Source organism: Paenibacillus sp. YYML68, assembly GCF_027923405.1.
In the GTDB taxonomy this organism is placed as follows: Bacteria; Bacillota; Bacilli; order Paenibacillales; family NBRC-103111; genus Paenibacillus_G.
Genome location: NZ_BQYI01000001.1, coordinates 3455382 through 3482036 on the forward strand (window position 1 = coordinate 3455382; position 26655 = coordinate 3482036).

The following is a 26655-nucleotide window of genomic DNA, read 5'->3' on the forward strand; positions in this document are numbered from 1 at the left end:
GGTCGTGTATGAGGCGAATTTCTTAGAGCTATTCTGGGATAAAGTCAAGTCGAATCACATTCAAAATTATCCGATGCCTGTTTCCCTGCACCACGGCCTGGCCCATACCGTTCAGCTGGAGGATCGCAAGACCAACTTATTATGGCTTCCCTATGAGTACACAGGACTTGCTTATGTGGAGCGTATACCAGGGTCCGTCGATATATTCCCTTATTACCGGGGCATGATCGTCGAAGCGTTCGAGCTCTCGCACGGTATGGACCTGCACAAGCCGAAGCGAGAGGAAGCCGTCCTCAAGCAGCTGTATTCCAGATCGTGGGAGCTACATCAAGTCATTAGCGCCGAGCCCTTCTTCGGGACCGCTGCCGACTACTTGTACAAATTTCATCATCTCGTTGAGTTTTTGAAATATTTCAATTCCGCGAAAAAAATACCGGTATAGCGACGATGATCCGTGAAGCAGCAAAGCTGGGACCTGTGTGCGCACAGGTCTTTTTGCTGCGCGAGCACGTGCCTCTTGACATACTCTGGAACTCGTCGTATATTTTATTTATTGATCAATAAATGAGGTTGAGCAAGCGGAAAGGAGACACACATGCCATCCAAGGAAGAAGCCGCCCACAATCGGCGGCTGCAGATCATTCAGGCAGCGGCCGCCCTCTTTGCGGAGCTTGGGTACTACAAGACGACGACAGCCGAGGTCGCCAGACAAGTTGGCGTGACGCAGCCGTACATTTTCCACTTCTTCAAGTCCAAGGAGCAGCTGTACTTGGCCGTACTGGAGCAAGCGTCCCAGCACCTCATGCACGCCTTCACGTCGGTAGAGGCTCCGCCTGATCGGCTGCATGAGGCGATGGGTAAAGCGTTCGCCCGACTGCTCGAGACGAACCGTCATGAGATTATGCTCGTCATGATGTCGTTCGCAACGCCAGAGCCGCCAGTTCGGGAGTATACCCGGCAAGTGTTCGAGCTCGTCTACGATACGGTCAGACAGCGCTTCGCGGCAGCAGGCATCGAGCAGCCGGGAGTTCGAGCCAGCAGCTTCATTGGCAGCGGGCTCGTCATCGCCCTGTCCGAGACAGTCGGCCTGCCTCGTCTGCTGCCTTGGTGCAACGATTGAGCTGTCATTATCGGAGGTCGGCTGTATGTCTATGCATGCGGCCCGGCTCCGTACGGATCGGGCGGTCCCAGCACTTGAAGCATTTTTTTTGCGGGTTCATTTATTTATTGATAAATAATATGAGAGGATGTTGTTACGATGTTGAATGCTGCTGTTACGAGGGTTAAGGGTGCGCTGCTCCATTCCGATGAGCGCATGGTGTATCAAATGGCGCTTGTCGGCCTAGTATCGGGCGCTCTATGCTACCTTTGCTTGCTGCTCCAGCAACTCGGCTTGCTGTTCCCCGCTGAGCTGGAGATCGTCAGAGCTGCGTCGCTGTGCTTCGCATTCGGTCTATTCCTGGCCACGACAGGACTTGTGCTCCCATTGACCGGGCTTACCGTCCGTACCCGCACCTGGTTCCAGCGTGTGCTCGCTGTACCCGCCTACTATGCCTTCCCGGTCGAGATCATTCAAGTGTTCCGCGGACTTGACCCGCGCTTCAACGAAGGCCCCTTCCTCACGCACGTATTGCCTGGTATCGTCTACGGCGCGCTGTTCGGCTTCGTCATTCTCATGTATGTATGGCTGACGGCACAATTTTTCACCGCAAAGTCGTATCGTACGAACCCGCTGCTCGTGCTCGGCATTCGCTACGGTCTGCTCTCCTCGATGGCTGGCTTCGGGTCGGGCGTATGGATGGCTCTCATTCAGGGACGTTACATCGGGGAGCAAGGCGACATTATGGGCGTCCACTTCCTCGGCTTCCACGGTCTGCAGGCTGTGCCTGTGCTCGCTCTGCTGCTGCTGCGCCTTCCTGATGTCCAGCCGCTTCGCTACGTGCATGCGGCAGGCTCGCTCTGGCTGCTGCTGTCGATGTACTCGGTGCTGCCGACCGCGCTGGGACGCTCCTTGCTCGACTTCACTGAGCCGCTGAATGCTCCGCTGTATGTGCTGCTTGCCGCCTGGGGGGCGGTCACGGTGCGCGTCGTGCTGCTGCTTGCTCGAAGCCGCACTTCCTCGAAGCAGCCCGAGCTCCCGGCATCGTCGTAGGATGAACAGCACCGCTTGTGAATTTAATAATAATGTAAACGAACGGGTTTGCTATCCGTTCGTTTTTCGTTACAATTAAGATATGAGTAACGATATGCAGAGACGACCTGAGGTGAGCATCCGTGGAACAAGATCAGCAGCATAGCGAATCGCAGGAGTCCGAGAGCCTACCCGAGCCTGCTTCGGTGGAGCGCGCAGCCGTGAAGCTGTGCGCCCACTGCAAGCTGGTGAAGCCGATTGGTGAATTTTTGCGGCGCACGGGCAAGCGCGCCGGCAAGGCATCCCGGCGCGGCGCGTGCCGGACTTGCCGCAAGCAGCGGAGCGCCTCGGCCGTGGACGAGGCGCTCCAGCCGGATGCGGCGAAGCCCTCGACGGAGCGCGCCAAGCCGGATGCGGCGAAGCCCTCGACGGAGCGCGCCAAGCCGGATGCGGCGAAGCCGCCGATGAGGGAGCCCGCGAAGCCGCTAGGGCTCCACGCTGTGCCTGCGCCGCCGGAGGATGCGGCTGCTGGCGAAGCCGAAGCTCGGCCGAGGCTGCTGCAGCATCGGCCGCTGCCTGTGCCGCCGCCGCGTCCGAAGGGACCGGATGCGGCGATTTTGCGACCGACACGTGAAGGGGTCCTGTGGATGCTCGGACGTACGGACAAGGGTCGACGGTGGCGTCAGGAAACGGATCTGGAGACAGCTGTCACGCTCGTCAATGAATTCGCCGCCGTCGTGGTGAACCGATATACGGTCAAGCGCTTGTACAGCAACAAGTCGTTCCGTCAGTACATCTTGACTCGCGATGCATATACGTGCCACTTCTGCGGCCAATTCGGCAATACGATCGATCATCTGCTCCCCCGCTCCAAGGGCGGTCATACGACGCCGGTCAACTGTGTTTGCGCCTGCAACGAGTGCAATCAGAGCAAGGCGAGTCAGAGCGTCGAGGAGTTCATTCAGTCGGGCCATGACGACTCTCATGATCCAGCACACTCGGTCGAGCTCAGACCCGATTAATGCTCACTATATTTCCTCCGAGGTTGTGCCTTTCCTATTCACGAGCTGTGCCAGCCCAGTAAAAATTCACAAGGAGTGTTATCATCATGAGACAACGTTTAAAGCTAACGCTGAGAACTCAGGAGCTGAGACAACTCGCTCACATTATGATGGAACATAATCACCTGATCGCGGAGTCGATCCGCGAGAACCGTGCGCAGCTGAAGGAAACGATTGAGCGCAATACGAGGCAGAGGGAAGCGGTTCAGCAGCAGCTGCAGGAGTTGCGAGCCCAGCTTCAGGACAATTCCCGCCAAGCCCGATCCTGATGACTGGGCAAGCATGATAGTCAACGCGGGCTATAGGCCTGTGATTACTCTTACTCGAAGCCGTAATCGTGCTGCTGCTCTTCCTCCGCGGCCTGTTCGAGCTCGAACGCCGTAATGGTACGAATGACGTAATGGCGGGCAGCGGCCTGCTGCTCCGCTTGCTTGAGCATATAGCGCGGCGAGCCCTCCTTCTCCTCGTCGTACACGATGAGCAAGCCATCTGTATGTTTCAGCAAAAACTTGTTCTTCTCCGCGAATTGCCACGGCCCAACATATTTGCTATTGGTCACACTCTTCGTATAATCGGCCCGCCGCAGCACCTCCTGGTACTGCTCCTTCTTATCGTCGCTCCAGTTCTCCTCCTGCTCGAGGAACGGCGTAATGACCGCCAGCTGCAGCTGCGGATAATCAGCCTTCAGCTCGATGACCGCTTGCGCTGCCCACAGCTCCACTCCCCACTGACCGCTGACGATGACCCATTCGAGTCCTTCCTCCAGCGCCTCCTCCAGCCTTCGCCGGATCGCCTTCTTAATGATCGGAACACCTGGATGCTTATTGGAAAAAATCCCGAGCTCCGACGCCTTATATCCCGTAATCAGCATTCGCTTCATCGTGGTCACACTCTTCTCTCCTACTGTTCTCTCGCACCAATCGTCCAAGCTTCAGGTTACCATATGTGCCCCAACCCTCACAATGAACCGAGCCGAATTGCTCGTCCCGCATTCTAAAGCGCGCCTGATGTCCATAAAGTAGGATAAACCCGCATACACGCTGAGCTTGACATCCGAGAAGCGATGGCAATCTACAATCTCAAGGAGGAGAGCGACGATGAAGAGAAAAGGGTGGATATGGATGCTGATGATCATACTGGCTGGCATGACGCTAAGCGGCTGCGCAGCAGGCGGTAAGCAGGAGGATCGTCCTTCCAGTCTGATCTTGGCAACAGGTGGAACGGCCGGAACGTACTATCCGCTTGGCGGAGGCATGGCGAATGTGATCAAGGAGAAGGCAGGCGTCAATACGACGGCTCAAGTGACCGGCGCTTCCGTCGAGAACATGAGGCTGCTGAGTAAAAAGGAAGTCGATCTCGCCTTCACCCAAAGCGACATCGCCGATTACGCCCATAAGGGGATCGAAATGTTCAAGGATAGCAAGGTCGATAACCTTAATGCAATCGGCGGACTGTATCTGGAGACGGTTCAGATTGTAGTCGCGGAAGGAAGCTCCATTCAGAGCGTGAGCGAGCTGAAGGGCAAGAAAGTATCCGTCGGGTCGCCAGGCAGCGGCACGGAGGCGAACGCGAGACAAATTCTCGAGGCTTACGGCATCACCTTCGACGATATGGGCACTGAGCGTCTGTCGTTCGGCGATTCGGCCAAAAAAATACAGGACGGCCAGCTGGACGCTGCCTTCATTACCGCCGGAGCGCCTACAGCTGCAGTTAACGAGCTGGCGGCGACGAAGGGAGTACGCATTCTAACGCTCGATAAAGAAGGCGTGAAGAAGCTGATCGACAAGTATCCGTTCTATGTCGAGCAGACCATTGCAGCGAGCACGTATCCGAAGCAGGACGCTGAGGTGACGACAGTAGCTGTCAAGGCGGTACTCACGGTCCGCGCCGAGCTCGCCGAGGGACTCGTGTACGACATGACGAAGGCGCTGTATGAGAATACCGATGCGCTCGTTGCGATTAATACGAAGGCGAAGGAGATGAAGGCAGAGGATGCGGTGAAGGGCATCAGCATTCCGCTGCATCCTGGCGCCTTGAAGTATTACAAGGAGAAGGGCTACGTGAACTAATGGTGCAGCACCGCGAGCGGCGGCGGGGACGTTCCCGCCGCCTTTTGTCCATCCATGGAACCGTTGCCTCTCGCTCTTGGTCGGCCATGACTGTGGTTGCCGCTGCAGGTCTGTTCGCCTCCACCCTGCTCGCCCTGAGCTGGCTCGTCAGCGGTCCGTCTGCACCATCCGCAGAGGTTGGGCTTGTGCTGCGCGATGTGGACAGCGGACGTGTCGTGCTGCGTCGGTCCGTCGCGGTCGGGGAGCCGTTCGCCCTTGAATATACACATTCGGTCCACCGGACGCCGATGCGCGAGACGTTCCATATCGATGCGAGCGGACGCATCGTGCTCGATCAGCTGCGCTACGAGTCGCTAGGCGTCGGCAATCCGTCGGAAGCAGAAGGGGCTGCCGAGTTCCGACTGGAGGACGGCTCGATGATCCTCGACCGAATGAACCGAGTGCTCGGAACGTTCCAGCTCGCGGTCGGACAGGTCGCCGCCGGCCATCGGCTTATCGTACAAGGAGACTCGATCCCGTTAGCCAGTCTAGGCCGTCCGGGCATCGTGCTCCGCTTCGAGGTGAAGAAGACTCTATCCATGAAGCTGAAGGGAGTGCTGAACGTTGACCGTTAACCGAACGATACCGAAGAGCTTCATCTATTATTTCGCTGTCGTGTTCTCTGTCTACCAGCTGTACGCCTCCTTAATGACGCCGTTCCCGGATCAGGTGCACCGTGCCATCCATCTGGCGTTCGGACTTGCCTTGATCTTCCTCATTTATCCACCCACTGTTATGCAAAAGGGCGGACGCTCGCTAAGCATCGTGCTGTCTGCGCTAGCCATCGGGGCTGGGCTGTACTGGTTGCTGCAATTCGAGTCGCTGTTCGTACGGGCGGGCAGCTATACCGCTGTCGACATGGTCGTCGGCGGTATTGCCATTGCACTCGTGCTGCTCGCCTCCATTCGCGCTGTCGGTGTACTGATTACGGTCATTGCAGGGGTATTCCTCCTGTACGCGCTGCTTGGCGACTACATGCCCGGCTTCCTGCAGCATCGCGGCATCTCCATCGAGCGGCTGATCAGCCATATGTATTTCACGTCGGAGGGTATACTCGGCACCCCGATTGCGGTGTCAGCGAGCTTCATCTTCCTGTTCATTCTGTTCGGCTCGTTCCTCGATCGAACAGGAGTCGGTGAATATTTCAACGATCTCGCCATGGTCGTCGCAGGACGACAGGTAGGCGGGCCAGCGAAGGTGACCGTCTTCTCGAGCGCGCTGCAAGGGACGATCAGCGGCAGCTCGGTCGCGAATGTCGTCACCTCAGGCTCGTTCACGATCCCGCTGATGCGCAAGCTCGGCTACCGCAAGGAGTTCGCAGCAGCCGTCGAAGCGTCCTCGTCCACCGGCGGTCAAATTATGCCGCCCATTATGGGCGCAGCTGCGTTCCTGATGGCCGAATTTACCGGCATCCCATATTCCAGCGTGGCGCTGGCGGCCTTGATTCCTGCGCTGCTGTTCTTCGCAGGCATCTGGATTATGGTCCACTTCGAGGCGAAGCGACTCGGCCTGCGGGGCATGAAGCCAGAGGAGCTGCCGAAGACGCGCGACGTGCTGCATAAGTTGTACCTGCTCACGCCGATCATCGTCATCATCGGCCTGCTCATGACGGGGATGACCCCGATCCGCGCGGCGATCTACAGCATCGTGTCGGTCATCGCCGTCGGTGCTGTGCGCAAGGCGACCCGCATGTCTGTGCGCCGTGTGCTCGACGCACTGGAGGACGGCGCGCGCCATACACTCGGCGTCATCGCCGCAACCGCATGCGCCGGCATGATCGTCGGTGTCGTCACCTTGACCGGACTCGGCTTGAAATTCGCGAACGGCCTCATAGGCCTCTCCGGCGGCATGCTGCTGCCGACGCTGCTGCTGACGATGCTCGCGTGTCTGTTGCTCGGCATGGGCACTCCAACGACCGCCAACTATATCATTACGTCCACCATCGCCGTACCGGCACTGCTCGCACTCGACACCCCGGTTCCGATACTCGCCGCACATATGTTCGTCTTCTACTTCGGTATCGTTGCCGATATTACACCGCCTGTCGCTCTCGCCTCCTTCGCCGCCGCCGGCATCGCGGGCTCAAGGCCGATGCGCACCGGCCTGGAATCGACGCGCATCTCCATCGCGGCCTTCATCATTCCGTTCATCTTCGTCTTCTCACCGCAGCTGCTGCTGATCGACACGACGTGGCACGAGGCACTCATCGTAACCGTCACAGCGCTCATCGGCATGACTGGCGTCTCGTGCGGGATGATCGGCTACGGCGTAAGAGCAATGAGCGCGCCCGAGCGGCTGCTGTCGGTAGGAGCAGGCCTCTTGCTCATCGTGCCGGGGCTCTGGAGCGATGCAGCGGGGCTTGGCCTGCTCGCGTTGCTGCTCGGCTTGCAGCTTATGCTGAAGCGGAGAGCGGAGGTGCGCTCGGAGAGTTCGCAGCAGAGCGATGAATCACGATAGGTTGAGCAGTGAATAGTGATGAGGACGTTCGGATAATACGTCCCACTTCAGCGCACGATAGGATCGGAGGTGTTAAACCATGGATGAGCAGAAGGAAACGATCACTTCATACGACCCGAAATCAGGCCAGTCGAAGCAGGTCAAGCTCGTGCTCGATCACGACGGGCCCGGCGACATGAAGCTGTCCGTCGAGCCGATCGACGAAAGCGAGAGCGAGAAGTAATATCGCTGAGCGGCGGGCAGCAGAGGGCGCGTGCCGTGGCGATGAGCCTGCGGCCATGGGCGCGGGCTCAGCAGTGGCGGCGCGCTATGGCACCGGGCAGGCCGCGCCGGCAGTGTGCCCTGCTGCGGCGCGTGTCGCTGTTTCGCACAGCATGCGGCTACGCCGCACGACGCTAACGGAACTACAAGACCTTATTCTGCGAAAAAGGAGCCTTTACGAGCGATAACGGACCTCAGTGACGCTATTTCCCGGTTTATAGCTCATATCACCTTCATTATGATCAAATAACGGCGCTGAGTTCCGTTAGAACCCCAAAGCGACTCGAATCGACCGAATAAGGTCGCTGAGTTCCGTTACACCTAGCCCCCCTCCACCCCTCCCACCCTTCGTTCACCTTGCCCGACGTAGATCGCCTGCTGACGGTGATGCTAAATCCCCATACAAGACCACTGGCTAATGTAAACTGCACCCCAATTGTTAAGCACTATCTAACAATTGGAGATGCAGTTCACTAATGCCGGTAGTCTTTTCTCATCATTCTTCGAGTGCCCCTCCCGCGACCGGAACTTGCACCGGCTAGTAGATACGTGCTTAGCTAGGCACGCCGCAACTACAAAAAGCTCCGCCGCGACAGCGCGGCGAAGCTTCAAGCCAGCTTCATGTATTCAGCTCAGCTTACATTGCAGCAAGTGTGTCTGTCAGCACAGGCACGATCTGCGACTTGCGGGATACAACACCCTTCAGCACAGCCTTGTTGTCAGCAAGCGTTACATTGTACGCTTTCTCCACTGCGTTCGCTGCACGTCCGAGCGCCAGCGCGATGGAGTCGTTGTTCAAAATATCGGTTACAACGAAAACGAACAGATCCAGGTTCTTCTCAGCGATGATGTTGTTCAGCGCAGCCTCGATCTCCGCTTGACGTCCGAGCACATCGTTCGTGTCTACCGCGTTCACCTGAGCGATCTCAACCTTGTAGCTGCCCATCTGGAACTCCTTGGAGTCGAGGGAGATCAGCTGAGGAACCGTCTTCTCCAGCATGTTCGCGCCCGCCTTCAGCATGTCAAGGCCGTAGCTCTCGAGGTTCACGCCTGCGATGTCAGCAAGCTCACGAGCGGCAGCCACGTCTTGCTCTGTGCAAGTTGGCGACTTGAGCAGCAATGTATCGGAGATAATCGCGGACAGCATCAGACCTGCGATCTCCTTCTCAACGGCAACGCCGTTCTCCTTGTACAGCTTGTTCAGGATTGTAGTCGTGCAGCCTACAGGCTCCGCACGGTAGTAGAGCGGATGGCTCGTCTCGAAGTTCGCGATACGGTGATGGTCGATAACCTCTGTCACGCGCACCTGATCGATGTCGCTCGCGCTCTGCTGACGCTCGTTATGGTCAACGAGGATAACGTTCTTCGCTTCATTCGCAACCGTGTCAACTTGACGCGGCGCTGCAACCTTGAACGTGTCCAGCACGAATTGCGTTTCGCTGCTGACGACGCCGAGGCGCACAGCTTCTACGTTTTGACCAAGCTTTGTTTTCAGGTCGGCATACACAAGAGCCGAGCAGATCGAATCAGTGTCCGGGTTTTTATGCCCGAAAATAAGCGTTTTGTCCATGGATGGTAAATCTCCTTACGTATTCGAATTTGATTCAGCAGAGAAAAGTATACCATAGAAACAAATGCCTATCCATACGCAAAATGCAGTGAAGCACAGCCGCGAGATCAGCCGCAAACAATGCGGCAAACACAGCCGCAAACTACCGCGCAACGATGAAACCGGATAGGATGTCACTGCGATTATTCATATGTACCGATAAAATCTAATGTCATTATTCATGACACTAAAACTTGAATAACAGACACACGCCGACCTGAACAACAAAATAATTGTTTTCAAACGAGCAAACTTATGTTAAGTTATATAACACGAAGAGGCGTTAAGTCTCACACAACATCATATAACCAAGTTTTCTAGGGTTCCGCAGGCCACACGCGCCTGGACTGGTCCGAGAGAAAACGCACAGCCGGTACCGCTGTGTTCACGGAGGGACAAAAGCCCGGGAGATCATCTGATAAAGAGATCTCCCGGGCTTATTTTATTTCCAAAACCTATAGCCGAAGGGATTGAAGCATATGCAAGAGACTACATTCAAACGAACCTTGAAGCTTTCCCACGTTGTCTATCTCGGTCTGGCGTGGATGACGCCGATGATTTATTTCTCCGTATACGGAATCGCCTCGGAAGCGTCCAGCGGCATGCTGACCCAAGCGTACGCTCTCGCGTTCCTCGCCATCTTCTTCACCGCATTAAGCTACGGCATTATGGCGAAGCGCTTCTCCACATCAGGCTCTGCCTATACATATGTAAAGAAGAGCATGAATCCGATCGTCGGCTTCCTCGTAGGCTGGGCGCTGCTGCTCGATTATTTCTTCTCGCCACTCATAGCCTGTCTGACGTTCGGGTTGTACATTCATGCTCAGTTCCCATCGATCCCGGCCTACGTGTGGATGATCGCTCTCAACGTGACGCTGGCGATTGTGACGATCATCGGCATTAACTTCTCGGCCAACCTGAGCAAGGTGTTCGTCTGGATCCAAATAGCGTTCATCGCCATATTCAGCTTCATGCTGCTGCGTAATGTCACGCCTGACGTACAGCCGCTTGAGCCGTTGCTGCAGACCGCCGTGCCGCTTCCCGCACTGCTCGCTGGAGCCTCGATCATCTGCTTCTGCTTCCTCGGCTTCGATTCGATCACGACGATGGCTGAGGAGACGATCCAGGCTGAGAAGACGATCCCGCGCGCCATTCTTATTATCATTTGCACCGCTGTGGTGCTGTACCTCGTACCATCGTACTTGACACAGCTCGTGCATCCGAATGTCACATTTACGAACATCGATTCAGCTGGTCTTGAGATCGTCAAGCTAGTGGGAGGCGCCGCCCTGTCGTCCTTGTTCATGGTCGTCCTTATTCTAGCGATCTTCACGCAAGGATTAGCGTCGATGACGAGCGTATCGCGCCTGCTGTTCGTCATGGGCCGGGAGAACGTGCTTCCGAAGCGGATGTTCGGCTTCCTGCACCCGAAGTTCAAGACGCCTGTCCTGAACATTCTCATCGTCAGCGCCGTCTCCTTAATCGCACTCGCGATCGATCTGGAGACAGCGGTGAAGTTCGTCAGCTTCGGCGCGCTCGTCGCCTTCATCTTCGTCAACCTTGCGGTCATCGCACAGTGCTACATCCGTGACGGCAAGCGCTCCTTCAAGGAGACGTGGCTGTACTTGATTTTCCCGCTCACGGGGGCCGGCTTCATCGGCTGGCTGCTGTCGCTGCTCGACTCGAACTCGCTCATGATGGGCTCGATCTGGCTCGTTCTCGGCATCCTGTATTATATCGCCAAGCACGCGAAGCAGCTGCGCAGCATAAGAACCTCGCAGCGCATGGCACAGCAGGAGCAGTCGTAATCGAGCGCCGAGTGTTGCTACAGCAGTAAGGAGGGCGCGCCGTTCAGGCGTGCCTTTTTTTTCGCATGCGGGTAGATCGAGTAGCGCGGTGAGCTATCAGCTGATGAGCTTCAAGCCGACTGCCGCTGTGAGCACCATCCCGATGAACAGAATTCGCTTGCGATCGTGTGACTCCCCGAAAAAAAGCATGCCGACGAGCGCGCCGCCCGCTGTGCCGATCCCCGTCCATACGGCGTATGCCGTCCCCATCGGAATACTCTGCATCGCAAAGCTTAAGCCTAGGAAGCTTATCGTGAGTCCAACGCTAAAGACAAGGAATGCGACTGCATTGCGATCACGCTTCATCCGGTTCATGCCGATCACGCCGACAACCTCGAACAAGCCTGCAATAATGAGCACAAGCCACGCCATCACGCATCCCCCTCTCTGGTGCTAACAGAACTCGGTGCAGTTCTGGACGCGGACGAGACGTCATTCAGCTTCAGTCCAGCTACTCCAATAAGCAGCACCCCAATGAGAAGAAGCTTCATCACCTGCACCGGCTCATGGAACAGAACCATCTCCGCGAGCACCGTGCCTGCCGTGCCAAGACCCGTATATACAGCGTACACTGTACCGACAGGAAGCTTCGCCGTGGCTGCCATTATGAGGTAGAACGAGATGACAAGCGAAGCGATCGTCACCGACCACGTAGGCAGATCATTCGCGTATTTGAACCCCGCAACCCAGACGACCTCGAAGATCGCGCCTATGAAAATTAATATCCAGCTGCGATTCACGTTTCTCCCCCCTCTACCTGTTCATAATTCCTCGCCAATACACGTACCAGGAGCCGTCAAGCCTCTTGAGGGAGCGCTCCAGGCCGCCGTACAGCATCTCGACAAATAGTCCATCCAGCACCGCCGTATAGGCAGCGCATGCGCGTTCGACCGACACGTCCGGGTGCATCTCGCCAGCGACCAACGCCGCTTCGAATATAGGCTCCAGCAACGCGGACATACGATCAAGATGGCGGTTGCAGTAGTCAACGATGTCTGACCTTAGATGACCCGGTGGAAAAAATGCCATTCGCAAAAAGAACTTCGTATCCTCGTCCTGCTGGCATCGCTTGCTGTATTCGTCCAGAAAGCCATAAAGCCTCTGCTCCAGCGGGAGCAGGCTGCTGCGTGTCACGTAGTCTTCGACGAAGAACATCTCCCGCGCCGCCGTATCCTGAAATACCGCAAGGAACAGATCATCCTTGCCCTTGAAGTAGTTATAGAGCGATTGCTTCTTCATGCCAACCTCGCCTGAAATATGCGCAAGCGAAGCGCCCTCATAGCCGTTAAGAGCAAAATGACGGAGCGCGACCTCGCGGATCTTCACCGCAGTGATCGTCATGAGCACACACCTCCACTTACGAACGTTCGTCAGTTTCATTAAAGCATAAGCTGATGCACATGACAATAGCTGAAGCCGTTCCCTCTGTCGGCTGTTGGCAGGTGGATTGTGATCATAGCACTGATCATAGGAAAAAGCTGACCTCGTTAGAGATCAGCTTCGAGTAACCGTTCAGGCCGTTCAGTGACCCATCCGAACCATGAATAACTCTGAGTGAGCAGGGTCCTTCCTCCCCTAAAAGCTGCTATTGACCCGGCATCGCCGCAGCTTCCTTCATCGCGCTGCGCCAGCCGCCGAAGGCCGATATGTCTTCGGCCGACTCGGCCGCATACGCCTCGCAGACGAAGCCCGACACCTCACGTCCGTCCGCAAGCTCCACCTTGCCGATGCCGAGCGGCGCCGGAATACCTGCTGCGAAGCCGCCGAACGAAGTGAGCGGCATCGCCCACAGCTCAAGCTGGATGGCAGCTCCTCCTGCAGCGAGCTTCACTAGACCCGGCTTCGCAGGCACCGTCGACAGCTTCACCAGCTTGTACGTCGCGGCAGTGAGCGCCTCGCTTACGAACCGCGCACCGCACCCGAGCATCTGCTGCTCGAGCGGGAAGCCGCGCATGTGAAGCCCGCACACCGCGACTAGCGTGGTCGGTACGTCGCTGCAGCGATCAGCTGCGGCGTCTGCCGTACCCTGCGGCATAGCGCGGTCAGCTGCATCGGGCGTACCCTGCGGCATAGCGCGGTCGGCTGCATCGGGCGTACCCTGCGGCATAGCGCGGTCGGCTGCATCGGGCGTACCCTGCGGCATAGCGCGGTCGGCTGCATCGGGCGTAGCCTGCGGCATAGCGCGGTCGGCTGCGTCGGCCATGTCGAGCTCCACAATTCGCTCGGCGGCTGCACAGATCAGCCCCTCATGCTCCGACAGCGCGAACAACGTCACGCCGAACGGTACCGCTTCAGCCGCTTCTCCAGTCGGTATAGCGACAGCGCATAGATCAAGCAGGTTGCAATGGTTCGTGTATTGCCCCATCGCCCGATTCGTGCCGACCGGATCTTGACGCACCGCCTCGCGACTCCACGTGCCGCCGCACGTGGGCAGCATGAGCACCGCGTCAGCCAGCAGCAGCCGCGCCTCCTGCTTATACGCCTGCAGCTGGTGCATCGCCTGGAACAGCGAGGCTGCCGTCCATTCCGAGGCTGCGCCAGTGCGTAGAATTCGCTCCGTCACCGGGAACACGGAGTCCGGATTCGCCTCGACGAAGGCCCCGAGTCCGGCCCATCGCTCGGCCACCCACGGCCCCTCGTAGAGCAAGGCGGCCGCCTTCGTGAAGCAGCTCATGTCGATATACGACAGCTCGACATGAAGCAGCTCCAGCCTGCGCACAGCAGCCTCCCACGCGGCCCGGTAGCCTTCGGCGTACGGGCCGTAGAAGGCGAGCGGCTCGCGCGGCAAGCACACCCGCTGCGGCAGGCGCTTGCCCGCAGCCGGAGAAGCAATGGCGCGCGACCACGGGTCCGCCGCCTCCACCCCTCGCGCGGCCGCATCGACGGCCAGCGCATCCGCGAGACTGTGTGCGAATACCGTCACACAGTCCAAGCTTGCGCACGCGGGCACGACGCCCCGCGTGGACCAAGCGCCGAGGCTCGGCTTGTAGCCGACGAGCCCGTGCAGTGCGGCCGGCACGCGACCCGAGCCGGCCGTATCAGTGCCGAGCGCGAACGCGGCATGTCCGCGCGCAACGGCTGCGGCGGACCCGGAGCTGGAGCCGCCGCTGATGAGCTCCGGCTTGAGCGCGTTGCGCGTCTCGCCGTAAGGACTGCGCGTGCCGACCAGTCCGGTGGCGAACTGGTCGAGGTTCGTTTTGCCGACGGGGATCGCTCCTGCCGCAATCAGCCGCTCCACCACAGCCGCATGGCGGTCTGGTGTGTACGCATAATCTGGGCAAGCCGCTGTCGTCGGCACCCCGGCCAGATCGATATTATCCTTGATCGCGAACGGAACTCCCCATAGCGGCGCATCGTTCGGATCGAGCTCAGCGAGCCGATCCAGATAAGGCTGAATGAAGCTCAGATCTGGTGGCGTAATCCAGATATGGTAATCCGCCTCCTCAGCCGCACGCTCGATAATCGCTTCGATGACAGCCTGAGGCGTCACCTCCTTACGACTGTACTGCTCACGCAATCGATCAATCGTCAGCAGAGCGCCGACCGCCGCCTCACCGTCTCCTGACGCAATACAGCTGCTCGCATTCGCCAATACCGCTTCACCTGAAGCCGCATTTCGTTCCATAGTCATCCAACGCACCCTCCTTCTCGTATAACCCCCGGTAAGCCAAGTCCAGCGCTCTCTCCTCACACCTGCCGTCTTACGCTCCCACCTGCGCGATGCCGACCAGCAGCTGCCCTGCATGCACCTCATCGCCCGGCTTCACATGAATCGAAGCGACGACGCCATCCGCAGCGGCCTGCTGCGCGAACTCCATCTTCATGCTCTCCTGAATGACGAGCGTATCTCCCTTGCTCACCGGCTGACCCTCGGTCACGAGCACCTTCCACACACTGCCCGGCATCGAGCTGCGCAGCGCCACTGTGCCCGCAGGCAGCTCCTGCTCCTCGCCAGCACCAGCCGTCTCGTGGTCAGATACATACTCCGCGAGCCCGAGCTCCTTCCAGCGCTCCCGCTCCTCATGGAACGATTGCTGCTGCCGAGCCTTGAACGCTTCTGCACTGTCTTGAATCCCATCCAGAAACTCGAGGTATTCGCCAAGGTCGAACGTCGTCTCGATAATATCTGCCTCATACCGTCCGCGCAGGAAGTCCTCCCGCAGCCTCAGCAGCTCCTCTGCCTCCACCGGATAGAACTGGATCTGGTCAAAAAACCGCAGCAGCCAAGGCTTGCCGGACTGGAAGCTGTCCGTCGCACGCAGCTTGTTCCACATCTGTATCGTACGTCCGACGAACTGGTAGCCGCCCGGACCTTCCATCCCGTACACGCACATGTACGCCCCGCCGATGCCGACCGCATTCTCCGGCGTCCACGTCCGCGCAGGATTGTATTTCGTCGTCACCAGACGGTGACGCGGATCGATCGGCGTCGCCACCGGGGCGCCCAAGTACACATCGCCAAGGCCGAGCACGAGGTAGCTGGCGTCGAACACGATACGGCGCACGTCCTCGATTGACTCGAGACCGTTGATACGCTGGATGAATTCGAGATTGCTCGGGCACCACGGAGCGTCCGGACGGACATTCTGCTGATACCGCTCAATCGCAAGTCTTGTCGCCGGATCGTCCCATGACAGCGGCAGCCGTACGATTCTCGATGGCACCCGGATCGATTCAAGCGGCGGCAGCTTCGCGTCAATGTCCATGATGGCCTTGCACGCTTCCCTGACTGTCATCCGACTCACATCGATATGCACCTGCAGCGACCGTATGCCCGGCGTTAAGTCGAGCCAAGGAATGACGCCGCTCTCTTGAATCGCCTGCATGAGCGCGTGCACCTGGAAGCGCAGCACGAGATCGAGCTCCATCGCTCCATACTCGACGAGCACATACTGATCGCCCGCACAGCGAATCGTAATGGGCAGCTTCCGCCCTTCTTCCTCTCTAGCCAGCACCGGATACGATGGATCAGGCAGCTCACGCGCCTCCGGCAATCGCACTGGCTGCACCTCGACAAGCGTCGACCCTCCCTCCGCTATCGCCAGCAGCAATCGCTCCTGCTCCTCTCGCATCGTCTCGGCCTCCTCCAGCGTTAGCAGCTGGAAGCGCACCGTATCGCCGGGATGCAGCTGTCCGAGCTTCCAGAACTCGGCCGACGCCGTCGTCGCCGGACAGACGAAGCCGCCGAGGCTCGGACCGTCCGGACCGAGCAGAATCGGCATGTCGCCCGTCAGGTCAAGCGTGCCGACCGCATAGGCATTGTCATGGATGTTCGACGGATGCAAGCCCGCCTCGCCTCCGTCCTCTCGCGCCCACAGCGGAGCAGGACCAACCAAGCGAACACCTGTTCTTGAGCTGTTGAAATGCACCTCCCAGCTCGTCTCCGTCAGCTGTCGCAAATAGTCCGGCCGCAAAAACTCCTCCGTGCAATGCGGACCCGGAATGACCCCAATCGTCCACGCCCGCGTCATGGTCGGTCGCAGCCCAGCCGCCAGCTCCAGCTCAGCAGGCACACAGCTCTCCACCATCGTCACGCCGCGTGACGCTCCCTGCTGCCCGGCATGTGTCCACGCCTCCAGCTCACTGCCATCCACCCCAGGCTGCCGCTCGACACTTGTCCGCGACGCACTCCCTCTCACCCGCAGCACATCACCGGTCCGAAGCGCCCGACCGCCATGTCCGCCGAAGCCGCCGAGCGTGAAGGTCGACGAGCTGCCGAGAATCGTCGGCATATCGAAGCCGCCCTCGACGAGCAAGTAGCCGCGCATCCCCGCCACAGCCTCGCCGAGTTGCAGCACCTGCCCGCGCCGCGCCTGCACAGCCTTGTACAGCGGCACCGGCTCACCGTCCAGCTCCGCCAACAGATCGGCGCCCGTCAGACAGAAGCGAATATCTTCGCGGAACCGATACGAGCCTCCGCGCAGCGTCAGCTCGAGACCGCTCGCCGCATCGTCATTGCCCAGCAGCTTGTTGCCGATTCGGAACGACAGCGGGTCCATCGGACCGCACGGAGGCACGCCGACATCCCAATGACCGACACGGCCCGGATAATCCTGCACCGTCGTCTGTACGCCGCCGTCCAGCACTTCCAGAGCAGACTCTCCCGGCGCGAAGCCATTCAGCATACGCGTATACACGAGCCCCTCCAGCACCGCCTGCTCCTGCAGCAGCGCCTCGATATATTGCAGATTCGTCGTAATGCCGTACATCCGCGTCTCACCCAGCGCACGACCGAGCTTGCGGATCGCATCGAGCCGATCGTCACCGTGTACAATAATTTTGGCCAGCATCGGATCATAGAGCGTCGTTACCGTGATGCCGTCACGCACCCACGACTCGTTGCGAGCATGCTCCGAGAATACAGCGCTATCGAGCTGCCCCGCGCTCGGGCGGAAGTCCTGCAGACAGTCCTCCGCATAGATGCGCGCCTGAATGCTGTGCCCCCTCGGAGCTGGTACCAGCTGCTGCAGCCCGGTCAGCTCATCAGCCGCCTCCCGCACCATCCACTCGACCAGATCAATACCGAGCACCTCCTCCGTAACGCCGTGCTCCACCTGAAGTCGCGTATTCACCTCGAGGAAATAAAACTCCAGCGTCGACGGGTCGTATAGAAATTCCACCGTGCCCGCACTCCGGTATCCGACCTCAGCGGCAAGCCGTCTCGCCGAGTCGAGCATCGACTCACGTACACGGTCCGGGAAGCACGGCGCAGGGCTTTCCTCGATCACCTTCTGATTGCGCCGCTGGATCGAGCAGTCCCGCTCCCCGAGCGTCGCCACCTCACCGAACCGGTTGCCGAATATTTGCACCTCGACGTGACGCGCCTTCGCAATATATTTCTCAAGGAACAGACCGCCGTTCTTGAAGTTCGTCTCAGCCAAGTGCCGCACCGCTTCATAAGCGCCGAGCAGCGTCTCCTCGTCGTCGCAGACACGCATCCCGATACCACCGCCACCTGCCGTGCTCTTCAGAATGACCGGATATCCGATCCGCTGCGCCTCACGAAGCGCCTCCTCCAGCTCCGTAATGAGCGGCGTCCCCGGCAGCAACGGCACACCAGCCCGCTCTGCAATGGCGCGCGCCGAGTGCTTCAGCCCGAACCATTCCATCTGCTCCGGCGTCGGACCAATGAACGCAATGCCGCGCTCGCGGCATGCACGGGCGAATTCGGCATTCTCGCTGAGGAAGCCGTAGCCCGGATGAATCGCCTCAGCGCCAGAGCGCTCGGCGATGTCAAGTATCGTTGCAGCGTTCAAGTAGCTCTCCTTCGCTGGACCGTCTCCGATCAAGTACGCCTCGTCGGCGTGATCGACGTGCAGACTATCCTGATCCGCCTGCGTGTACACAGCCACGGACGCAATACCCATGCGGCGCAGCGTACGCTCGATCCGCACCGCGATCGCACCGCGATTGGCAATTAGCACCTTATTAAACATATCGAAGCCCTCCTCTATGATCGTCGCTTGATCGATGCTCGTTATTTATCCCAGATCAGCACCTGCACCGGGGTTGGATTGTAAGCATTGCACGGATTATTGAGCTGCGGGCAATTGCTGATCAGCACCAGCGTGCGCACGATCGACTGCAGCTCCACATAGCAGCCCGGAGCCGACACGCCGTCCGCGAACCGCAGCCCGCCCTCTGGCGTCACTGGCACGTTCATGAAGAAATTAATGTTCGGGGCCAAATCCCGCTTCGTCATCCCGCCATCCCACTTCGCCAGCTGCAGCATGAACGTATCGCGGCAGCTGTGCATATGCTCCTTCTCGTGAGCGTACCGCACCGTGTTGCTCTGCGATGAGCAGGAGCCGCCGAGCGTATCGTGACGACCGCACGTATCGGCGACGATGCGCAGCAGCTCCTTGCCCGATTCGGCGCGCAGCACCGAGCCTGCGGTCAAGTAGATGTTGCCTTGGCCCGCGATCGTCGCGGTCGCGCTGTAATGATCCTCCGGATGGTCGGCATCGTAGAACAGCGTATCCGCCGCCTGATTGCCCTCCAGATCGACGATGCGCAGCACCTGACCCGGCTCCAGCACATGCATCCAGCCGTCGCCGGCAGGAATCGTTAAGTCGTAGCTCGCAGTACGCGGACTTCTATCACTTTCCACTCGGTTAAATACTCCCATCGTTCGTTCCTCCCTATTGATGAAATCGATATAAACTTTAGCCTCTATATTCCGCGTAGGGCATAATGCGCCCACGTATTCTCGAAGGCCCGCCGATTCTCGGGCCGGAAGTTCAAGCAATAATCAAGCGCATCGACAGGCGGTGCGTTGTACACCTCTATCGTCACAGGAACAGACGGATATGCCTCTCTTGGATCGAGCGGACACGGCGTATTGGACACGATGAGCAGAACGTCCATCTCCGTCCGCAGCGTTACCGTATCCCCTTCTTGACAGTGATCGACCGCATAGATCATATGGCCCTCATCGTCGCAGTACACCTTGGAGAACAGGTTCAGCACCGGCACGAGATCGCGTACGTGCAGTCCAGCTCTGACCAGCTCAACGGCAAAGTTCTCTTGACCACTTCGCAGCCAGCCGTTACGCAGCTCCTGGTACGTCGTGTTACCGTACTTGACATCCGTCTGCTCACGGGACGTATAGCCGCTGATCGTATCGTGCCAGCCGAGACTGTCCTGCACGATGCTGGCCAGCACCCGTCCATTGTCGCTCATCAGCACATGTCCCCAGGTCAGATGAGACGTATGCTGCGCCTTCAGTGTATCCGGCATATTGTAGCGCTCAGTAAGGTCTGAGGCATGATACAGCAGCGTAGACACATTAGCGCCGCACTCCTTCGCGGTGAATCGAATCAGCCTCCCACGACCAATCACTCCCGACCACTTCTCTCCTGGCTGCAGCTCCTTGCTCCAGATCGCATTCATCTGCGTACCCTCCATTCATTTTTCGAATAAAAAAAAGCCAAGGAGAAGAGAACATCTCCCAGGCTTTTATCCTTCCGTGTTATACAGCCGCCGCTTTCGCTTACCAGGCGAGCCCTAGCTATCATCGCTCCACCGTGCGGCCGTACGCCGTCTCTTGGACCAGACTTGCTCGCGCCTCGCACGTTCTGCACCTTCACATACGTTACGAGCCGTCGTCAACGGAACCCTAGACAGCATTATTGATTTCCACGAGTGCAATACCTCGCGAAAACATATTCAAATGTCAAATAACATGACATGATTATAAAACATCCCCAGACGATCGGTCAACACTTATGTGATATTTCATAACATAAAATTCCCCCGAGACAACCTTCCAAAAATTTGCTACAATGGATGCAATCCCAACAGAAGGGTGGTATACCATGATCTGGATCGATCGTCATCGACAAGAGCTTGAAGCCGTCTTTAAGGAAGCAGAGGCTGTCGTCAGCCGCCTCCCCGCTCCGTTTGACAGCATGGGCAAGCGTTATTTGGACAAATTCACCATCCTGAACGAAGACAGCACGAAAAACTATATTTGCTACCTGCTGCCCTACTGGCTACAGCCGCTGACCGGACTGCAGCCACGAGAATGCAGCAAGCTCTCGCTCGCCGGCATCTTCGATATGCTGTACTTCTTCCTCGCCGACGATGTGATTGATGACGGTGGAGCGGGAGCCCGGCAGAAGCTGACGCTCGGCCACCTCATTCATCTAGAGCAGCTTCGTCTATACCAGGAGCTATTCCATTCCGAATCGCCGATCTGGGACTATTATCGTAAATATTCGATGGAATGGGCGCACGCGGTGCTTCATGAGAATGAGCGCGATTATTTCGCACAGGAGACGAATAAGCTTGCCCATAAGGCAAGTCCGGTCAAGCTGACAGCCACTGCCTGTCTAATGCTGTCAGATCGAGCTGACCGCATAGCTGAGCTCGAGAAGCTGGTCGATCACGTGCTGACGACGCTGCAGCTCGTAGACGACTGGATCGACTGGGAGGACGATCTCAAGGGCGACACCTACAATGCGTTGCTGGCGATGGTGCGCACCATTCTGCCGGAGGACGAATGGTATTCCGTCCCTGCCATTCGCAGACTCGTCTGTGACCGCGGCCTGTTCGAGCGATATGCCGAGGAGGCGGTGAATCATCACTTGACTTGGTCATCCGAAGGCTCCGACCTCGAGGAGCTGCGCGCTTTTGATCGATTTTTGGCTTATTCGCTCGTACGGGATGTCGCGATTATGAACGAAGAGAAGAGACAGCTTACACACGGTGGCATTTTCTACTATTTATCTAAAAATTTAGCAAAATAGTCTAGTATTTTCCTGAAAAATGTGCTATACTTAAAAAGGGAATTAAACCCAAATACTAAACCGAGGTGATTGGTCATGTTAACGCCAGAGGAACTGAAGTACAAGATTATTCGTTTAACATGGGAGGATGCAGCTTTCAAAGCAAAGCTCATCGCAAACCCGAAGGCCGCAGTAAAAGAAGCATTCGGTGTTGACATTCCTGCTAACGTAAACGTTCAGGTACTGTCCGAGTCGGACAACCAGTTCTACCTCGTACTTCCATCGGAGCCTTCCACGGTTCTGGTTGGCGGTAGCAATGAACCTCGTGGTATGTGGTAATTTCCAGCAGCACGTTTTACTATACAAGTCATAGAAGAAAGGGCATGCTGAGCATGCCCTTTCTTCGTGCTTCATGATGAATGCTCACTATACGTGGGGAACGTAAGAACAACCTCTGTCCCGTGTCCCTTCTCACTGAAAAATTCAATCTGACCTTGCATGACCTCAATAATTCGAAACGTTACCATCAAGCCAAGTCCGGTTCCCTTCGTCTTCGTCGAAAAGTATGGCTCGCCAAGCCGCGCTATGGCAGCCGCGTCCATCCCTTCTCCGTTATCCTTAATGTGAATACGTACATGACCGTTCTCCTCACTAGCACTGATTTCAATACGTCCATTCTCCATGAAAGCCTCGATACTATTCTTGATCAAGTTAATTAAGGCTTGCTTAAACTTGCTCGAATTGCCGCGTATATGAAGCTGCTGCGGAATAGTGACCTCGATCTCGCCTCCGTTCAATCGGGCCAGCGGGATAATAATTCCTTCAATCTGCTTCAGCTCACGGTGAACATTCAGACTGACCATATTGTCTAGCTGCGGCTTCGCAAAGGTCAGGAAATCAGTAATAATGTCGGATGCCCGATCAAGCTCGGATATCGCGAGGTGCATATACTGCCGCTCCTGCTCACTTACTTTCTGAGACAGTAGTTGCAGGAAGCCCCTTGTCACCTGAAGCGGATTGCGCACCTCATGAGCAATGGAAGCAGCCAGCTCACTGATCACCTCCAGCTTATCCGATCGCTGCAGCTGGTTGTTATACAGCTCCACTTCTCGGGAGTAATTGATGACCTGCTCATAATAATGAGCAAGCCGCCTGCCCATGACGACGATCAAGGAGATGACGAAGAAGCTTACCCCCCATTTCCACAGATAGAGCTCATAATCGGCATAGAAGACGTAGAAGCAGATCACATCAATGACGACCGAAACGGCCATCATGATAGACCCGATTGCAAAAATATGCGCCTCCTGATTCCCCTTAACGGCGTTGATGATCGTGGAGGTTGCTAATAAGATGAACTGCACAATAATCACATACCCGAGCAGTGTCACAGAGAAAAAGTAATAGACCTCGTACGCGGCATAACCGTGTAAACACGTCATCATCAAAAATACGGCGCAATACAGAGAGTACAAGAGCTGGAAATTGCGAAATAATCGAATGGTGCCCCAGTAGCCGGGTCCGATAATTTTCTCAAAAAAATAAGTAATGGCTGGCAGCATGGAAAGCAACGTGCAGTCAAACAAAATGAAAAGCAGCTCGCCATGCTCCTGATAAATGGAATAGCTATAGGGCGAATACGTAATAAACATGATCCCTACGCTCAGCACGATGACCGTCAAAAGCATCCATTGAGACGTCGCCTGCGTTCTCCTCAAAAATACGGTGCAAATCAGCATCGTAAAGGCAATGAATACAAATGCGCTCCCAATGATGACACTTTCCAAATTGGCATCCAGCCGCTTCCTCAGCTCGTGGTCCTCGCCGTACCGAATCACTTCACTGAAGCCGAGCTGGCCCTTGCTCGATTGAAGGCGCACATAGACCGTCTTACCGAATGCTTCCTTGGACAGAGGCACGACGACGTTATTAATCAAGTATGGATATGAGCGAGTCGATACATAAATTTGCACACCGTTCATATATACACTCATGTTCTGGCCGTACACTCGGTTCATCAGCAGAGATGGAGAGCTTGCTGCGAAGGACGGAACGACAAACCGGATCCACTTTACCGATGAATCGCTGGGCTGATCGGAGTTGAGCTTGTCAAGCGACTCCGTCTGCCATTGTGCCTGCTCGGAAACAAATATCGAACTATGTGGTGAATCAGACTGCGCCCATACGTATTCCCATTCCGTCAAGCTTTCAACTCCGTCATCATCTGTATTGCTGCTAGCCTGGCTTAACAGGAAGCCGATCATTAAGAGTCCGAGCAGCACGTAAATGATCCAATACCCGCTTCGACTACGCATGTTACACCCCTAAAAACGTTATATCGTCTTCTTTCGACAAAGATCCATCATTCACCTGCTAACTCGGACTATTATTTGCAAAAAAAGTAAACGTAAATAAACAGTCAAACGTTCTTTAGCTGGAAAATGAAACCACACAGTCAATAGGCACTAGGACATCTGCAATCTCGATATGTTTTCGATTCTTTATGCCTATTTTCGACAAGTACCCCCACGATTTAAGATAAGAGTACGAACACTCGTAAATTTACCCAATCATACGGGCACCAATTTACGATACTTCTCGATAAAGGCAAACCTGGTGAAAGCCGGGGACGCAAAGCTACAGGGGCTACGGCGCTTCACGCGCTATGCCAGCCAGCTACCGAAGGAAGGGGAACCCGGGATATCCCTTCTTCGGCGGAGAGGGGATATCTTTTTTTCATTCCTGTGCCACACCGACCAAGCATCAGCCAGCATGACCACCATGATTCTAGGAGGAAACATCTATATGAGACAAACATCCGCTGCACTCCTGCTCTCCTTGTTCCTGATGCTTACATTCATGCTGCCAGCAGCGCTCGCCGAAGAAGCGGTACCGACGAAGGCGAAGGCCATATCCGGGGTAAGCTTCCGCGACCAGCCGAGCACTTCCAGCAACATGATGCGCTACTTGAAATCCGGTGAGGTCGTCACCGTTCGAACGATGGTCAATCCGAACTGGTACCATATTACAGATGCCAATGGTGTGACAGGCTTCGTCACATCCAGTGAACGCTTTATCAGCATCATCAGTAATGCAAGAACGGTGTCCAGCGTTAACTTCCGTACCGCTCCTACTACAGAAGCCTCCCGCATCCGCACATTGCAAACGGGAGAAGAAGTACTCGTGTTGGAGAAGATGAATGACAGCTGGTATAAAGCTCAAGATCAAAATGGTGTAGTCGGCTTCCTGAGCTCCAGCAGCAAATTTATTATCGTCAACACGTCCGTCACCCGAATCGTCCTTCCGCTGCAGGAGCGCATTGAATCGGTCATTAGTGAGATTAACAAATATGCCGGTACGCCCTACGAATTCGGCTCTGAGCGCTTCGATATTACGACGTTCGACTGCTCCGATCTGATGCAGCAATCGTTCTGGGATGCCACACGTGTCGTACTGCCTGGTGATTCCCGTGGTCAAGGCGACTACGTGAAGTCGATGAGCCCGACGACAACAGACTGGAAGCAGCTCAAGCGCGGCGATCTGATGTTCTTCATGTCTTATGCAGGGGCAAGCGCAGCGGACTATGCGTCCATCCACAAACCGACCCAGACGATCACACACGTAGCGATCTATCTTGGCGATGGCAACATTCTACATACATTCTCTCCAGAATCGGGCGGTGTACGCACAGATTCCATCGTTGGCCGTCATTGGGAATACCGCTTCCTGTTCGGCGGCAGTGCGATGAAATAATAACCGATTCAACGCATGCATGTGCAGCCGACTTATGAGCTACACTAACCTTGACATCTCAAGCCCAATACGGCCAAGCCAAGGAGTGAGGACATGAGTCGAGCGAAGTTCAAGGTTGCCGGCATGACCAACCAGGATTGCGTCCATTCTGTTCAAAGCGTATTGCACAGCGTTGGTGCTGAATCGAACGTCAGCCTGATGAATCAGATGGTGACCGTCGAGTACGACGAGAGCGTGTTGTCCATGGAAGGGATTCGCAGCGCGCTAGAGGAGCACGGCTACCGCATCATGTAAGGTGTAAGAAAAAACGTAAGGCGCCGTTGCAGCTTAAGCTGCAGTCTGGCGCCTTACGTTTATATGTCGTTAATCCGCATAGCCTTGCTCGCGCAAGTAGTCGAGCGCGTCCTTCATATGCTCCGGCTGCACTTGCTCCAGCGTCACATCCATAAGCGGCTTGTTCGTGCGAAGCAGCTCCATGTAGAGAGCCAGGTTCAGCATACCTTGACCTAGCGGCACGTTGCGCTTAGTGCCGTCCGCATCGAACGCTATATCCTTCACATGCGCCATAATCATGCGGGAGCCGAACTGCTCGAACGCCCGTCTCATGATGTCGTCTTGATTCGCCGCGTTGTCCTTGTGCAGCAGATTACAAGGGTCGAGCAGTACCCCAATATTCGCTGTCGGGACATCAGCGAGAATGCGCTCCAGCGTATCGAGCGAGTCGACCGCATGGCCGAGCGCAGGCTCAAGGCCAATATGGACGCCCCATCTCTCCGCTTCTGCCGCCAGCTCCTGCATCGACCCCCGCAGGATGGCCCACACGTCGTCCGGATCGCGATCCGCGGACACGTGCCCGGTCTCGAAGGCGACGATGCTCGCTCCGAAGTCACGCGCGAAGCGAAGATGTTCCTTGAACCGATCGAGCGCCTGACGGCGAAGCGTCGGGTCCGCATTCGTCGTGTCGACGTAGCAGCCGAGCACGGCGATACGCACGCCCTCGCGGCGGAACGCTTCAGCGACGCGGATGCCGTAGCCTGGGCTTAGCGCGCCTGTCTTCGTCGATATGCCGTCGAACGCCTTCGCGAGCGCCAGCTGCACGAAGGTGAAGCCATGCGCCCTCACACGCCTAGGCAGCTCCTCGTAGGAGCATGTGCCGAGCAGATGAGCCAGTATGCCGAATTGCACGGTGAGCGCCTCCC

The 26655-nt window shown here is 56.9% G+C and carries 25 protein-coding genes and 3 riboswitches; of the genes, 14 read left to right on the plus strand and 11 right to left on the minus strand.

Features of this window, described 5'->3' with window-relative positions:
• The first annotated feature begins 4 nt into the window (after positions 1-4).
• The 5 genes from PAE68_RS15685 (at position 5) to PAE68_RS15705 (ending at position 3461) form a co-directional block, all read left to right on the plus strand.
• Positions 5-442 (plus strand): hypothetical protein, encoded by a 438-nt coding sequence (locus PAE68_RS15685; protein ID WP_281888443.1) that lies wholly within the window; start codon positions 5-7, stop codon positions 440-442.
• 153 nt (positions 443-595) lie between these two features.
• A complete protein-coding gene (locus PAE68_RS15690; protein WP_281888445.1) occupies positions 596-1120 on the plus strand; it encodes a TetR/AcrR family transcriptional regulator in 525 nt (174 codons plus the stop codon).
• A gap of 138 nt (positions 1121-1258) precedes the next feature.
• On the plus strand, positions 1259-2152 hold the full coding sequence (locus tag PAE68_RS15695) for a hypothetical protein (protein WP_281888446.1): 894 nt from the start codon (positions 1259-1261) through the stop codon (positions 2150-2152).
• A gap of 122 nt (positions 2153-2274) precedes the next feature.
• Positions 2275-3153, plus strand: a complete 879-nt coding sequence (locus PAE68_RS15700) for an HNH endonuclease (protein ID WP_281888448.1) — start codon at positions 2275-2277, stop codon at positions 3151-3153.
• A gap of 86 nt (positions 3154-3239) precedes the next feature.
• A complete protein-coding gene (locus PAE68_RS15705) occupies positions 3240-3461 on the plus strand; it encodes a hypothetical protein (RefSeq protein WP_281888449.1) in 222 nt (73 codons plus the stop codon).
• A gap of 50 nt (positions 3462-3511) precedes the next feature.
• On the opposite strand, the gene PAE68_RS15710 is transcribed toward PAE68_RS15705, so the two are convergent.
• Positions 3512-4072 carry an SLOG family protein gene (locus tag PAE68_RS15710; RefSeq protein ID WP_281891102.1) on the minus strand — a complete coding sequence of 187 codons (561 nt, stop codon included), beginning with the start codon at positions 4070-4072 and terminating at the stop codon, positions 3512-3514.
• A 217-nt stretch (positions 4073-4289) separates the two neighbouring features.
• Between PAE68_RS15710 and PAE68_RS15715 the strand changes: the two genes are divergently transcribed.
• From PAE68_RS15715 to PAE68_RS15730, 4 genes are all read left to right on the plus strand, one after another.
• Positions 4290-5261 (plus strand): TAXI family TRAP transporter solute-binding subunit, encoded by a 972-nt coding sequence (locus PAE68_RS15715; RefSeq protein WP_281888450.1) that lies wholly within the window; start codon positions 4290-4292, stop codon positions 5259-5261.
• A complete protein-coding gene (locus tag PAE68_RS15720) occupies positions 5261-5875 on the plus strand; it encodes a DUF1850 domain-containing protein (RefSeq protein WP_281888452.1) in 615 nt (204 codons plus the stop codon). The genes PAE68_RS15715 and PAE68_RS15720 overlap by 1 nt, the downstream gene beginning before the upstream one ends.
• Entirely contained in the window at positions 5865-7757 is a 1893-nt protein-coding gene (locus PAE68_RS15725) for a TRAP transporter permease (RefSeq protein WP_281888454.1), read from the plus strand. The genes PAE68_RS15720 and PAE68_RS15725 overlap by 11 nt, the downstream gene beginning before the upstream one ends.
• Before the next feature lie 79 nt (positions 7758-7836).
• Positions 7837-7980 carry a hypothetical protein gene (locus tag PAE68_RS15730; RefSeq protein ID WP_281888455.1) on the plus strand — a complete coding sequence of 48 codons (144 nt, stop codon included), beginning with the start codon at positions 7837-7839 and terminating at the stop codon, positions 7978-7980.
• 675 nt (positions 7981-8655) lie between these two features.
• Here PAE68_RS15730 and PAE68_RS15735 read toward each other — a convergent pair.
• Positions 8656-9588, minus strand: a complete 933-nt coding sequence (locus PAE68_RS15735; RefSeq protein ID WP_281888457.1) for a manganese-dependent inorganic pyrophosphatase — start codon at positions 9586-9588, stop codon at positions 8656-8658.
• Between the two features lie 345 nt (positions 9589-9933).
• Positions 9934-10039, plus strand: a riboswitch (guanidine-I (ykkC/yxkD leader).
• A 67-nt stretch (positions 10040-10106) separates the two neighbouring features.
• Between PAE68_RS15735 and PAE68_RS15740 the strand changes: the two genes are divergently transcribed.
• On the plus strand, positions 10107-11435 hold the full coding sequence (locus PAE68_RS15740) for an APC family permease (RefSeq protein WP_281888458.1): 1329 nt from the start codon (positions 10107-10109) through the stop codon (positions 11433-11435).
• A gap of 96 nt (positions 11436-11531) precedes the next feature.
• On the opposite strand, the gene PAE68_RS15745 is transcribed toward PAE68_RS15740, so the two are convergent.
• From PAE68_RS15745 to PAE68_RS15775, 7 genes are all read right to left on the minus strand, one after another.
• Positions 11532-11846 carry a DMT family transporter gene (locus PAE68_RS15745; protein WP_281888459.1) on the minus strand — a complete coding sequence of 105 codons (315 nt, stop codon included), beginning with the start codon at positions 11844-11846 and terminating at the stop codon, positions 11532-11534.
• On the minus strand, positions 11846-12214 hold the full coding sequence (locus tag PAE68_RS15750; protein WP_281888460.1) for a DMT family transporter: 369 nt from the start codon (positions 12212-12214) through the stop codon (positions 11846-11848). Before PAE68_RS15750 ends, PAE68_RS15745 begins: the two co-directional genes overlap by 1 nt.
• Positions 12215-12227: 13 nt before the next feature.
• Positions 12228-12815, minus strand: coding sequence for a TetR/AcrR family transcriptional regulator (locus tag PAE68_RS15755; RefSeq protein ID WP_281888461.1), 588 nt, complete (start codon positions 12813-12815; stop codon positions 12228-12230).
• 244 nt (positions 12816-13059) lie between these two features.
• Complete coding sequence (locus PAE68_RS15760; RefSeq protein WP_281888462.1) at positions 13060-15105, minus strand: allophanate hydrolase; 2046 nt, start codon at positions 15103-15105, stop codon at positions 13060-13062.
• Positions 15106-15175: 70 nt separating this feature from the next.
• Positions 15176-18910 (minus strand): urea carboxylase, encoded by a 3735-nt coding sequence (gene uca, locus PAE68_RS15765; RefSeq protein ID WP_281888464.1) that lies wholly within the window; start codon positions 18908-18910, stop codon positions 15176-15178.
• Positions 18911-18951: 41 nt separating this feature from the next.
• Positions 18952-19602: an urea amidolyase associated protein UAAP2 gene (locus PAE68_RS15770; protein WP_281888465.1), complete on the minus strand. Its 651-nt coding sequence runs from the start codon at positions 19600-19602 to the stop codon at positions 18952-18954.
• A gap of 44 nt (positions 19603-19646) precedes the next feature.
• A complete protein-coding gene (locus tag PAE68_RS15775) occupies positions 19647-20366 on the minus strand; it encodes an urea amidolyase associated protein UAAP1 (RefSeq protein WP_281888467.1) in 720 nt (239 codons plus the stop codon).
• A gap of 53 nt (positions 20367-20419) precedes the next feature.
• Positions 20420-20607: riboswitch (guanidine-I (ykkC/yxkD leader) on the minus strand.
• A gap of 184 nt (positions 20608-20791) precedes the next feature.
• On the opposite strand from PAE68_RS15775, the gene PAE68_RS15780 reads away from it, so the two are divergent.
• Both PAE68_RS15780 and PAE68_RS15785 read left to right on the plus strand, forming a co-directional pair.
• Positions 20792-21724 (plus strand): hypothetical protein, encoded by a 933-nt coding sequence (locus PAE68_RS15780; protein ID WP_281888469.1) that lies wholly within the window; start codon positions 20792-20794, stop codon positions 21722-21724.
• A gap of 75 nt (positions 21725-21799) precedes the next feature.
• The gene (locus PAE68_RS15785) at positions 21800-22042 is read left to right on the plus strand and encodes an NHLP leader peptide family RiPP precursor (protein ID WP_281888471.1); all 243 of its coding nucleotides are present in this window, start codon (positions 21800-21802) and stop codon (positions 22040-22042) included.
• A gap of 71 nt (positions 22043-22113) precedes the next feature.
• On the opposite strand, the gene PAE68_RS15790 is transcribed toward PAE68_RS15785, so the two are convergent.
• Positions 22114-24018, minus strand: coding sequence for a sensor histidine kinase (locus tag PAE68_RS15790; RefSeq protein ID WP_281888473.1), 1905 nt, complete (start codon positions 24016-24018; stop codon positions 22114-22116).
• 281 nt (positions 24019-24299) lie between these two features.
• Positions 24300-24387: riboswitch (cyclic di-GMP riboswitch) on the plus strand.
• Positions 24388-24508: 121 nt separating this feature from the next.
• Here PAE68_RS15790 and PAE68_RS15795 point away from each other — a divergent pair.
• Both PAE68_RS15795 and PAE68_RS15800 read left to right on the plus strand, forming a co-directional pair.
• The gene (locus PAE68_RS15795; RefSeq protein ID WP_281888475.1) at positions 24509-25456 is read left to right on the plus strand and encodes a C40 family peptidase; all 948 of its coding nucleotides are present in this window, start codon (positions 24509-24511) and stop codon (positions 25454-25456) included.
• Between the two features lie 93 nt (positions 25457-25549).
• Positions 25550-25750: a heavy-metal-associated domain-containing protein gene (locus PAE68_RS15800; RefSeq protein WP_281888477.1), complete on the plus strand. Its 201-nt coding sequence runs from the start codon at positions 25550-25552 to the stop codon at positions 25748-25750.
• A gap of 69 nt (positions 25751-25819) precedes the next feature.
• Here the strand turns inward: PAE68_RS15800 and PAE68_RS15805 are convergent, their stop codons facing one another.
• Complete coding sequence (locus PAE68_RS15805) at positions 25820-26641, minus strand: sugar phosphate isomerase/epimerase family protein (protein ID WP_281888480.1); 822 nt, start codon at positions 26639-26641, stop codon at positions 25820-25822.
• Positions 26642-26655 lie beyond the last annotated feature (14 nt).

What these genes read in the sequence shown, in the direction of transcription:
- PAE68_RS15720 (WP_281888452.1), top strand. Translation starts at nt 5,261, where the DNA reads ATGGTGCAGCACCGCGAGCGGCGGCGGGGACGTTCCCGCCGCCTTTTG.
- PAE68_RS15715 (WP_281888450.1), top strand. Translation starts at nt 4,290, where the DNA reads ATGAAGAGAAAAGGGTGGATATGGATGCTGATGATCATACTGGCTGGC.
- PAE68_RS15695 (WP_281888446.1), top strand. Translation starts at nt 1,259, where the DNA reads ATGTTGAATGCTGCTGTTACGAGGGTTAAGGGTGCGCTGCTCCATTCC.
- PAE68_RS15705 (WP_281888449.1), top strand. Translation starts at nt 3,240, where the DNA reads ATGAGACAACGTTTAAAGCTAACGCTGAGAACTCAGGAGCTGAGACAA.
- PAE68_RS15800 (WP_281888477.1), top strand. Translation starts at nt 25,550, where the DNA reads ATGAGTCGAGCGAAGTTCAAGGTTGCCGGCATGACCAACCAGGATTGC.
- PAE68_RS15790 (WP_281888473.1), bottom strand. Translation starts at nt 24,018, where the DNA reads ATGCGTAGTCGAAGCGGGTATTGGATCATTTACGTGCTGCTCGGACTC.
- uca (WP_281888464.1), bottom strand. Translation starts at nt 18,910, where the DNA reads ATGTTTAATAAGGTGCTAATTGCCAATCGCGGTGCGATCGCGGTGCGG.
- PAE68_RS15780 (WP_281888469.1), top strand. Translation starts at nt 20,792, where the DNA reads ATGATCTGGATCGATCGTCATCGACAAGAGCTTGAAGCCGTCTTTAAG.
- PAE68_RS15755 (WP_281888461.1), bottom strand. Translation starts at nt 12,815, where the DNA reads ATGACGATCACTGCGGTGAAGATCCGCGAGGTCGCGCTCCGTCATTTT.
- PAE68_RS15730 (WP_281888455.1), top strand. Translation starts at nt 7,837, where the DNA reads ATGGATGAGCAGAAGGAAACGATCACTTCATACGACCCGAAATCAGGC.
- PAE68_RS15770 (WP_281888465.1), bottom strand. Translation starts at nt 19,602, where the DNA reads ATGGGAGTATTTAACCGAGTGGAAAGTGATAGAAGTCCGCGTACTGCG.
- PAE68_RS15775 (WP_281888467.1), bottom strand. Translation starts at nt 20,366, where the DNA reads ATGAATGCGATCTGGAGCAAGGAGCTGCAGCCAGGAGAGAAGTGGTCG.
- PAE68_RS15740 (WP_281888458.1), top strand. Translation starts at nt 10,107, where the DNA reads ATGCAAGAGACTACATTCAAACGAACCTTGAAGCTTTCCCACGTTGTC.
- PAE68_RS15795 (WP_281888475.1), top strand. Translation starts at nt 24,509, where the DNA reads ATGAGACAAACATCCGCTGCACTCCTGCTCTCCTTGTTCCTGATGCTT.
- PAE68_RS15690 (WP_281888445.1), top strand. Translation starts at nt 596, where the DNA reads ATGCCATCCAAGGAAGAAGCCGCCCACAATCGGCGGCTGCAGATCATT.
- PAE68_RS15710 (WP_281891102.1), bottom strand. Translation starts at nt 4,072, where the DNA reads ATGAAGCGAATGCTGATTACGGGATATAAGGCGTCGGAGCTCGGGATT.
- PAE68_RS15735 (WP_281888457.1), bottom strand. Translation starts at nt 9,588, where the DNA reads ATGGACAAAACGCTTATTTTCGGGCATAAAAACCCGGACACTGATTCG.
- PAE68_RS15785 (WP_281888471.1), top strand. Translation starts at nt 21,800, where the DNA reads ATGTTAACGCCAGAGGAACTGAAGTACAAGATTATTCGTTTAACATGG.
- PAE68_RS15745 (WP_281888459.1), bottom strand. Translation starts at nt 11,846, where the DNA reads ATGGCGTGGCTTGTGCTCATTATTGCAGGCTTGTTCGAGGTTGTCGGC.
- PAE68_RS15760 (WP_281888462.1), bottom strand. Translation starts at nt 15,105, where the DNA reads ATGACTATGGAACGAAATGCGGCTTCAGGTGAAGCGGTATTGGCGAAT.